The following is a 10,367-nucleotide window of genomic DNA, read 5'->3' as shown; positions in this document are numbered from 1 at the left end:
GCTTCCTTCAGACCCCACCGTTAGCCAGTGACGCCCTTGCCATTCGGATTATCTTCCCCTCAATCAGGGTGATCTCACTCTCTTGCAAGTGAGCGGGTTTGCCAGCTTTGCTGGGCAAACAAAAAAAAGGATTGCTTATAAGCAATCCTTTTTCTCCTATTAATAGCATTCCCCTTATGGCGTTTCTATTTAAGGACTAGAGAACATAATGAGCCCTTTTCAAAGCATACAAAAAGAATATTTATCACAAGAATTTAGCGATCTACACTTATCAGGCGATGAGATATCCGCTATAGAATTTGATGGTTGTACATTTAAAGGGTGTGATTTCAGTGAAGTTATATTTAAAAAATGTAAATTTATTGATTGTCACTTTAACAGTTGCAACCTCAGTCTGATCAATGTTGCATACAGTCAATTTTTAGATGTGCTATTTGATAATTGCAAAATGATTGGTATCGATTGGACAAGAGCCCATTGGCCTTGCTTTGATTTGTACGCCTCGATAAAATTTGACTACTGTATTATCAATGATTGTAGTTTTTTCGGGCTTAATCTAAGTGAAATTGTCATTGAATCATGTAAAGTACATTGTGTCGATTTTAGAGCGGCTAATTTTTCTGAAGCTAGTTTCCGTTATAGCGATCTCAGCAATAGTTTATTTAATGAAACCGATCTTAGTAATACAGACTTTAGTGAAGCGACTAATTACACTATCAATATATTTAACAACAAAATGAAAGGCGCGAAATTTAGCCGTTATGAGGCGATTAGTTTACTTGATAGCTTAGGGATTGAATTAGTTGATTAATCTATGCTGCTTAACCAACACAATCTAAGCGTAAAGTACGTCAATTTGTTCTCCATTATCACTAATTAAAATTAACGATCTCGCTTTTTCAGGTATTTTAACAAAGGCAGCGATTAAGTACTGCCTTTTTACAAGTAATAGTACTGAGTTAAGCCAGTAACAACTTACTAATTGTGCGCACGCCATGGCCTTTACCGCCAGCGGCCCACAATCCATTGGCGCTCACTTGATAACTGCCGGAAAGATCAAAATGGATCCAGTTAGCCTGTGGCACTTTGACAAATTTAGCCAAAAATGCGGTTGCTGTTGATGCCCCTGCCATTCCTTCGCCGCTATGAATATTGGCAATATCTGCAAAAGAGGAGCTAATCTGTTCAAGGTGGAATGCTTCAAAGGGCAAACGCCAAAGCATCTCGTTTTCTTGTTTCGCACACAATGCAGCCCGTTCTGCCAACGCATTATCCATCGTTAATAAACAGTTATAATCACGACCAACCGCCATTTTAGCAGCTCCAGTTAAGGTTGCCGCATCGATAATACAGTTAGGGTTGCTTTCCTGAGCAACAATTAAACCATCGGCCAATACTAATCGTCCTTCGGCATCGCTATTTAATACTTCAACTGTGACACCATTTTTATAGGTGATCACATCCCCTAACTTGAGAGCATGGCCACTGACTAAATTCTCTGCACAGCATAAATACAGTTTAACGCGTTTACCTAATCCGCTCACAATAGCCAAGGCTAACGCCGCCGTTAAAGTCGCTGCACCGCCCATATCACTTTTCATTATCGCCATTGAATCACTGGGTTTCAAACTGTAACCACCCGAATCAAATGTGATACCTTTTCCGACCAATGCATAATCAACAACCGCATCACTATCGCCACTGGGGTTATAATCAAGCTCGAGCAGACAAGACGGACGAGCACTGCCTTTTCCAACTTGATAAATACCTTGCAGGTCCGCAGCTAATAGGGCCTCGCCCGATATGATTTTAGACTCAACGGATAACCCTTGCGGCAAAACACTTTTTATTAGAGCAACCGCTTTAGTACAGAGTAGTTCTGGGGATAATGCCTCAGGCCCAAGATTGACAGTGCTGCGCACCCATTCGATAATTGATTTACGCGCATTTAACAGCAGTAGTTCACTAGCGTCAATATCACCAAAGTTGATGTCAGCGCCGTTTTTGGCATTATAGAAACCTTGTGCAAAAGCCCAGCGTAATTCACTATCCCAACCATCACCAGCTAATTGAATCGACTCAATAGCCATCGCATCAAGTTTACGAGCAGCGCTTTGTACTTGGCGAAACGGTAGTTTTTGTGGGTCTAAGTGGATAATGGCTTGCCCCTGCGAAAAACTCAATAAAGCCCCCTTTCCCCAGCCTGCATCAGCTCTTTCTAGCGTTATGGAGACTAAAAAATAATGACTCATATGCTTACCTTTTTAATAATTGATAGAAACGAAAACGCAAGCCGAAGCTCGCGTTTAACATAATAATTAACAGAAATTAGTGCTCATCAATCCAACATTGTTGTATTGCTTCTAAAATGCGCTCACTGCAGTGAGCAGGATCATCATCAAACTCATCAAGCTGTATAATCCATTCACGCAATTGAGTAAAATGCAGCAGCAACGGATCTTGGTTAGGCTGCTTTTCAATTAACGCTAACGCTATCTCTAAAGAGTCTGTCCATTTTAATTTCATGCTGACCTCCTCGGGTTGTTGATCTTTCGCGTAAACCGGTCTTTTAGTGATTTTCAGAGACCATATTAACCGTATATTTAGGTATTTCTACCACTAAATCTTCATTGTCGACACACGCTTGGCAGCTTAAACGAGATTCGGGCTCAAGACCCCATGCTTTATCAAGCATGTCATCTTCAAGTTCATCGCTCTCATCAAGTGAATCAAATCCTTCACGCACAACAATATGACAAGTTGTACAGGCGCAGGATTTTTCACAAGCATGTTCAATATTAATCGCATTTTTCAATGCCACATCTAAAATTGTCTCGCCTTTTTCAGCTTCAACAACCAAGCCATCAGGGCATAATTCTTGATGGGGTAAAAATATTATCTTTGGCATCTCACTCACCCCTTATAGGCGTAATTTATCACTTAATTATTATTCCAATCTAAACTTTGTCAAAGGACTTACCTGTTAGCGCTTTTTTTATCGATACATCCATACGCAGTGATGCGTAATCAGCCGTTAATTTATCGATTCCCTCAAGGGCTTCTTTAATAGCATTAATATTATCGCCTTGACCTATCTCGTCAAGCGCTTTTATGCTTTCAGTAATGGTTTGGTATTGCGCAGCTGACAACAATAAGACGCCATCTTTGTCTAATGCCGCTTGCAGATTTTCAATAACCCGTTTAACTTCCACCTGCTGCTCAACCAGCATACGTGCCTGAATATCTTTTTCTGCAAATGTCATGGAATCAGAAAGCATCTCCATCACCTGACTATCACTTAAACCATAAGAAGGTTTAACTTCTATATACGCCTGCACACCTGAAGACTTCTCCATTGCACTGACACTTAATAACCCGTCAGCATCGACCTGAAAAGTCACTCTAATATGGGCAGCGCCAGCGGCCATCGGAGGAATACCTTTTAGTACAAACCGCGCTAAAGAACGGCAATCAGATACCATTTCCCGTTCTCCTTGTAAAACATGGATCAGCATCGCTGTTTGGCCATCTTTAAAGGTCGTAAATTCTTGCGCACGCGCAACCGGAATGGTGGTATTACGTGGTATCACTTTCTCAACTAACCCCCCCATTGTTTCAAGCCCTAATGAGAGAGGCAAGACGTCTAGAAGTAACATCTCATAATCAGGTTTGTTACCGACTAAAATATCAGCTTGGATAGCTGCGCCGATGGCAACCACTTTATCTGGGTCAATACTGGTTAGTACATCGCGTTCAAAGAAGGCGCTCACCTCATTTCTTACCTTGGGTATACGCGTCGATCCACCGACCATGACAACTTCAACAATCTCATCAAGACTTATTTGCGCATCTTTAACAACGCGTTTGCAAGCGCGTAGTGTTTTGTTAAGTAATTGATGAATCAGCGTTTCAAAATGGGTTCTACTAAGCTCACCGGACCAGCTCAGTTTTGTTAATTGAATAGTAACTTGATCATTATCACTGAGTTGTTGCTTGGCAAAACGAGCTGTCTGCAATAACTCCTGCTGTAACTCAGGCGCAATTTCGCCGTTAATGTCCGCTTCCTCTCGGATCCAATTAACAATACACAAATCAAAATCGTCCCCGCCTAATGCAGAGTCGCCCCCCGTTGCAAGTACTTCAAAAACGCCCTTATGCAAGCGTAAAATAGAAATATCAAAGGTGCCTCCGCCTAAATCATAAACCGCAATCACCCCTTCCTGTCCTGTGTCTAGGCCATAAGCTATGGCCGCTGCTGTTGGCTCATTAAGTAAACGTAGAACATGTAAACCGGCTAATCGCGCGGCATCTTTCGTGCCTTGGCGTTGCGCATCATCAAAGTAGGCGGGCACGGTAATAACCACTCCGTCTAATTCACCTTGCAAGACCTCACTGGCGCGTAAACTCAATGCTTTTAAAATTTCACTTGATGCTTGTACCGCATTAACAGGTCCTGAGCGCGTTTCAATTTGTGCCAAGCCACTTGCATGTGCGCTTAACTGATAGGGTATATGTGTTCTATCTAAATCCTGTAGTGCTTTACCAATAAGTCGCTTTACTGAAATCAGAGTGTTCAGCGGGTCGGTTAATAGATATTGCTGTGCTGCTGAGCCAACAGTAATTAGTGTGTCACCTTGTTCATTCACCCCCCCATAATGGATTACTGATGGTAGTATATCCTCTCCATGATGATCCACTAAAGTCGCTGCTTCACCACTGCGAACCGTCGCAACTAAAGAATTGGTGGTACCTAAATCGATACCAACGGCTAATTTTTTTTGATGAGGTGCAGCAGATAAACCAGGCTCTGCAATTTGAAGTAATGCCATGCTTTATGATCCTAATTAATGTTAGTCGAACAATTTTTCTTCGCGTAATGCCAGTTCGATTTGTAGTTTAAGCATAAATTTCAACTTCCGGATACTGTTTGCCGTTGCTTCAAATTCATTAGCCTGTAGTTGTGATGCGATCAGTGATTCTAATTCATTAACTTGCTTTTTTATCATTTCAGCGAAAAGTGTTATTTTATCTTCATCCGCTTCTGTAAATGAAGCAAGCGTTTCTCGCCACTCCATCTGCTGCATTAAAAAGTCTGTATCGCGTAAGGTTTTTTGCTCCAAGTCAATATCAAGACCGACTAATAAAAGTTGGTATTGTGCACGTAGACAGCTATTTTTCAATGTTTGATAGGCATCATTAATTTCGCTACTTTTTTGCATTGCACCTAAACGTTCCGATTCTGAGTACATGGCAAATTTATCTGGGTGATATTGTTTTTGAAGTGTTCGATAAGTTTCTGATAGACGCACTTGGTCAACTGAAAAGGTAACTGGGAGAGAGAATAATTCGAAGTAGTTCAAAGTCGTTTCCTAGCTGGTAGTGAAATAAAGACACCTTCATATTAACAAATTTAAGAGAGAAAAGGTGTCGTCATTAAACAGATAAATAAAATGAGATTAGTCATCAAACACTAAAGCTCTCTCCACACCCACACTCACCGCCAATATTCGGATTGTTAAATTTAAAGCCTTCATTGAGCCCCTCTTTAACAAAATCTAATTCTGTACCATCAAGATAAATAAGACTTTTTTTGTCAACAATAACACTCACGCCTTTATCACTAAAAACGATATCGTTATCATCCAGCTGATCAACAAATTCAAGAAGATAAGCCATGCCCGAGCAACCAGAAGTTTTGACGCCTAAACGTAAACCTATGCCCTTACCACGATTAGCAAGAAAAGATGCAACATGTTTTGCCGCGGGTTCTGTCATTGTGATTGCCAAAATCAACTCCAATACGTATTTTAAATTTATATAAAAGATATCTACAGGCAGTTTCCCTGCTTATTATTTAATAAGCAGGGAAAGCTAAGCCTATTTTATTTATTAGGATGCTTACTTCTGTAGTCATCAATGGCTGCTTTAATCGCATCTTCGGCAAGAATCGAGCAGTGTATTTTTACTGGCGGCAACGCCAGTTCGGCCGAAATTTCTGTATTGGTAATAGCACGGGCTTGATCCAACGTTTTGCCTTTTACCCATTCAGTCACCAATGAACTTGATGCAATCGCACTACCACAGCCATATGTTTTGAATTTTGCATCTTCAATCACACCATCAGCATTGATTTTAAGCTGCAATTTCATTACATCACCACATGCTGGGGCACCAACCATTCCTGTCGCTATATTTTGGTCGTCTTTATCAAATGAACCTACGTTACGTGGATTTTCATAGTGATCAATTACTTTTTCGCTATAAGCCATGATATTTATCCTTTTACTCTGTGTTCAGAATTATTACATAAAGCGCACTTTAGGCGCCAATATTCTACAAAAATGAAGCGCTTAATGATGAGACCAGTCAATACTGCTAATATCTATGCCTTCTTTATACATATCCCAAAGCGGTGACATTTCACGTAGACGGCCAATGTTTTGACGAATGATTTTTATCGCGTAATCAATTTCTTCCTCAGTGGTAAAACGTCCTATGCTGAAACGAATTGAACTATGCGCTAACTCATCATCACGTCCCAGTGCACGTAATACATAAGAAGGTTCAAGACTGGCCGAAGTACAAGCACTGCCAGATGAAACGGCTAAGTCTTTAAGCGCCATTACTAATGACTCACCTTCAACATAATTAAAACTGATATTAATATTACCGGCTACACGGTGATCCATAGAGCCATTAATGTAGACCTCCTCCATATCACTGACGCCTTCTAATAAACGATTGCGTAATGCAAGAACACGCTCGTTTTCAGCACTCATCTCCTCTTTGGCAATACGGCAAGCTTCTCCTAGTGCTGCGATTTGATGCGTCGCTAATGTGCCGCTGCGCATTCCTCGCTCATGGCCACCGCCGTGCATCTGTGCTTCTAAGCGCACCCGTGGTTTACGGCAAACATATAATGCACCGATCCCTTTTGGGCCATACATTTTATGACCAGAAAAAGAGATTAAATCCACTTTCATGGCTTGCACATCAATCTCAATTTTACCCGCGCTTTGTGCCGCATCTACATGCAAAATAGTTTTATTTGCACGGCATAATTCACCATATGCAGCAATATCTTGGATCACGCCGATCTCATTGTTGACATGCATTAAACTGACAACAATCGTATCTTCGCGTAAGGCATCTTTTAATTGTGCGGGTGTCACTATGCCATCTGTTTGCGGATCAAGATAAGTGACTTCATAACCCTCACGCTCTAATTGACGACATGTATCTAAAACCGCTTTATGTTCCGTTTTAGAGGTAATGATATGTTTACCTTTTTTGCCATAAAAATGGGCGGCACCTTTAATGGCTAAATTATTTGACTCCGTCGCACCTGATGTAAAAATAATTTCACGGGGATCTGCATTGATCAAGTCTGCAATCTGTTCTCGGGCGATATCAACCGCTTCCTCTGCCTGCCAACCAAAGCGATGCGATCGAGAAGACGGGTTACCGAACTCACCTTCGGCTGTTAAAAATTGTATCATTTTAGCGGCAACACGCGGGTCAACGGGTGTTGTTGCTGAATAATCAAGATAAATCGGTAATTTCATTTTTGTCTCCACTGCTATTCGGTAAATTTATTGTGCTTTAATATTAAGTTGAGCAGTTTGTTTATATTTATTATTTTGGATTTCAGAAATATGTTGCACATGATCTGATGACATTAGCTCATCAAGGGTAATATCGTCTAAAAAACTAGATATACGATCGCTGAGTTGCGCCCATAGTGAATGCGTCAGGCACTGTGTACCATCTTCGGTGCAGCCCTCTTTACCCGTGCATTTCCTGATATTGACGGACTCATTAACCGCATCAATAATCATCGCCACAGAAATTTCACTGCGCATTTTACCTAGTTTGTAACCACCGCCAGGCCCTCGCACACTGCTGACTAACTCTTTTTTACGCAATTTTGAGAATAGTTGTTCTAAGTATGAAAGCGATATCCCTTGGCGCTCAGAAATATCGGCTAACGGTACTGGTCCAGCATGTTCTTTAATAGCGACATCTAACATTGCAGTGACCGCGTAGCGACCTTTTGAAGTTAATTTCATAATGCTTCACTTATTTAGTGGGAAATGGATAATTTCCATGGACTTTATACAATTAAGTATAAATACCTGACAAAATTAGTCAACTAAAAAACCACATACTTTACTAGGTTTTAGCTTTTATTTATATCCGCATCATTTTCCAAGGCGAGGCCCACTTCTGCTTCATTTTCTACTCGACCGTTCGCAGAAATAAGTGATTTCTGAATGCTGCTAAAGATACCACGCCACATACGTAACTCTTTAATTTCGGGGCGTGCACGATTAAAAAATCGGCGCAGTTTATTCATCACTAATCCCGGATGGGCTGGAACAATAAAACGGGTTTCTATTAATGTTTGTTGAAGATGATTAAACATCGCCTCAAGTTCTTCGGCTAAAGGATACTCACGTTCCTTTTTTGGGTAGGCTTTTGACGCTAAAAATGCCATACGAATTTCATAACTTAACGTCTGTACAGCCATCGCCAAATTAAGCGAGCTGTATTCCGGGTTAGCGGGAATAAATACATGAAAATGGCACTTTTGTAATTCCTCATTACTTAGGCCACTATTTTCACGGCCAAACACTAAAGCAATCGGATATTTATTGCCCTCAGCTACCGCTTTTTCTCCCATTTCCCGCGGATCTAACATAGGCCAATCTAAGGTGCGAGGACGAGCACTCGCACCTATCACTAAGCCACAATCTGCAATTGCTTCATCCAATGTGGCACAAACTTTATGATTTTTTAGTACATCTGTTGCCCCCGCTGAAAGCGCCACTGATTTACCGTCAACGCTGCATTCAGGAGAGACAAGCACTAAATTAGTGAGCCCCATGGTTTTCATCGCCCTTGCGGCACTACCAATATTTCCGGGGTGAGAAGTTCCAATAAGTACGATGCGCACATTATCTAGCATTTGTATTCCTTCTTATAATTGATAGTTTGGCTAAAATTGATTAGCACAAAGTTTAGCATTAATTTAAATACAAAAAATACAACTATTAAACAAGCAACATATCTCCAGGACTCATCAATCTGTTTGCTCAGCATTCAGCGTAGAAACCAGAATCAGGCGCACGATGAGACCTTTTCGAGCGATAAACTGCGGACATCCTCCATCGGCAGGTATAAATGTAAGAATTGCGCACCTTGAATGGTGGTTTCCTTGTCGCATGCTGTAGCTATAAGAGAATACTCGTTTGTCGAGCGGAGGCCCCCCTCAGGTCTTGCTGACTTTGTTTCTCGAAGTAATGTGGTATAAATACAAGTTCAAAGTATTTGCCTATTAAATAACTTAAATATTTGCACAATTATGTGATCACTGTATAATTTTGCGCCGAAGGAATCTCCCTTCAATGTTCTTTAAAATCTAATGGTGATCCAATGCATCCAATGTTAAATATTGCGATTCGTGCTGCCCGTAATGCAGGTAAAGTAATAGTTAAAGGCTTCGAAAATTTAGAATCAGTTGAAGTTGAAGAAAAATCGTTAAATGATTATGTCAGCAGCGTCGACAAAGAAGCTGAACTTGCAATCATTGGTACTTTACGTAAATCATATCCAGATCACGGCATTATTGCTGAAGAGTCAGGTGTTGATGAAGGTACAAATATGGATTACCAATGGATTATTGATCCACTTGATGGCACAACAAATTTTATTCATGGTATCCCCCATTTTTGCGTATCAATTGCCTTAAAAATAAAAGGCCGCACTGAAGTTGCTGTCGTTTTCGATCCCATTCGTAACGAATTATTCTCGGCTGTTAAGGGACGAAGCGCCCAACTAAACGGTTACCGTACTCGTACTAGTAGTGTTGCAAAACTTCCCGGTACGCTGCTGGCGACAGGTTTCCCGTTCAAGCAAAAACATCATACCGACACATACCTAAATATTTTTAAAGATTTCTTTATGGATGTAGCTGACATGCGTCGTAGTGGCTCTGCAGCACTGGATCTTGCTTACGTAGCAACTGGCCGTATGGATGGATTCTGGGAGTTTGGTCTGAAGCCTTGGGATATCGCGGCAGGTGAATTATTACTAAAAGAGTCAGGTGCTATGTTGACCGACTTTAATGGCGGAAACGATTACATGAAATCGGGTAACGTTGTCGCAGCCAACCCAAAATTATTAAAAGAAATGTTAACAGTTATTCGTAAACATGTCATTTAATTAGCCGTAAAAATATCACATCGAGTAGGGTGAGGCTTTTGCCTCATCCCTCTCACAGAACCGTACGTACGGACCTCGTATACGGCTCCTGTATTCTTATATTCCATCATTTCGTTTTAACAAACGCTGAGGGAGCAAGCCAA

12 protein-coding genes are annotated in these 10,367 nt (G+C 41.0%); 2 read left to right on the top strand and 10 right to left on the bottom strand.

The annotated features are described in order from the left end of the window. Window positions 1–208 precede the first annotated feature (208 nt). Complete coding sequence (locus tag KSO91_RS14090; protein WP_238743673.1) at window positions 209–811, top strand: pentapeptide repeat-containing protein; 603 nt, start codon at window positions 209–211, stop codon at window positions 809–811. A 148-nt stretch (window positions 812–959) separates the two neighbouring features. On the opposite strand, the gene pepB is transcribed toward KSO91_RS14090, so the two are convergent. From pepB to trmJ, 10 genes are all read right to left on the bottom strand, one after another. Continuing rightward, entirely contained in the window at window positions 960–2,252 is a 1,293-nt protein-coding gene (gene pepB, locus KSO91_RS14085) for an aminopeptidase PepB (protein WP_238743672.1), read from the bottom strand. A 76-nt stretch (window positions 2,253–2,328) separates the two neighbouring features. Further along, a complete protein-coding gene (gene iscX, locus KSO91_RS14080) occupies window positions 2,329–2,526 on the bottom strand; it encodes a Fe-S cluster assembly protein IscX (protein WP_238743671.1) in 198 nt (65 codons plus the stop codon). Window positions 2,527–2,569: 43 nt separating this feature from the next. Continuing rightward, on the bottom strand, window positions 2,570–2,908 hold the full coding sequence (gene fdx / locus KSO91_RS14075; RefSeq protein ID WP_238743670.1) for an ISC system 2Fe-2S type ferredoxin: 339 nt from the start codon (window positions 2,906–2,908) through the stop codon (window positions 2,570–2,572). 49 nt (window positions 2,909–2,957) lie between these two features. Beyond that, a complete protein-coding gene (hscA, locus tag KSO91_RS14070; RefSeq protein WP_238743669.1) occupies window positions 2,958–4,829 on the bottom strand; it encodes a Fe-S protein assembly chaperone HscA in 1,872 nt (623 codons plus the stop codon). A gap of 21 nt (window positions 4,830–4,850) precedes the next feature. Then, window positions 4,851–5,360 carry a co-chaperone HscB gene (gene hscB, locus KSO91_RS14065; RefSeq protein ID WP_238743668.1) on the bottom strand — a complete coding sequence of 170 codons (510 nt, stop codon included), beginning with the start codon at window positions 5,358–5,360 and terminating at the stop codon, window positions 4,851–4,853. 103 nt (window positions 5,361–5,463) lie between these two features. Continuing rightward, window positions 5,464–5,787: an iron-sulfur cluster assembly protein IscA gene (gene iscA / locus KSO91_RS14060; RefSeq protein WP_238743667.1), complete on the bottom strand. Its 324-nt coding sequence runs from the start codon at window positions 5,785–5,787 to the stop codon at window positions 5,464–5,466. A gap of 95 nt (window positions 5,788–5,882) precedes the next feature. Continuing rightward, window positions 5,883–6,269 (bottom strand): Fe-S cluster assembly scaffold IscU, encoded by a 387-nt coding sequence (iscU, locus tag KSO91_RS14055; protein ID WP_238743666.1) that lies wholly within the window; start codon window positions 6,267–6,269, stop codon window positions 5,883–5,885. Between the two features lie 81 nt (window positions 6,270–6,350). Then, window positions 6,351–7,565, bottom strand: a complete 1,215-nt coding sequence (locus KSO91_RS14050; protein ID WP_238743665.1) for an IscS subfamily cysteine desulfurase — start codon at window positions 7,563–7,565, stop codon at window positions 6,351–6,353. Between the two features lie 27 nt (window positions 7,566–7,592). Next, entirely contained in the window at window positions 7,593–8,069 is a 477-nt protein-coding gene (iscR, locus tag KSO91_RS14045; RefSeq protein ID WP_238743664.1) for a Fe-S cluster assembly transcriptional regulator IscR, read from the bottom strand. A 110-nt stretch (window positions 8,070–8,179) separates the two neighbouring features. Continuing rightward, window positions 8,180–8,968: a tRNA (cytosine(32)/uridine(32)-2'-O)-methyltransferase TrmJ gene (gene trmJ, locus KSO91_RS14040; RefSeq protein ID WP_238743663.1), complete on the bottom strand. Its 789-nt coding sequence runs from the start codon at window positions 8,966–8,968 to the stop codon at window positions 8,180–8,182. A 467-nt stretch (window positions 8,969–9,435) separates the two neighbouring features. Here trmJ and suhB point away from each other — a divergent pair, with 467 nt between their 5' ends. Continuing rightward, window positions 9,436–10,224, top strand: a complete 789-nt coding sequence (gene suhB, locus KSO91_RS14035; RefSeq protein ID WP_238743662.1) for an inositol-1-monophosphatase — start codon at window positions 9,436–9,438, stop codon at window positions 10,222–10,224. Window positions 10,225–10,367 lie beyond the last annotated feature (143 nt).

It is taken from the genome of Psychromonas antarctica, assembly GCF_022267535.1.
GTDB classification, from domain to species: domain Bacteria; phylum Pseudomonadota; class Gammaproteobacteria; order Enterobacterales; family Psychromonadaceae; genus Psychromonas; species Psychromonas antarctica.
Note: the sequence above shows the minus strand (reverse complement) of the source record. Positions and strands in the feature narration are given on the sequence as shown.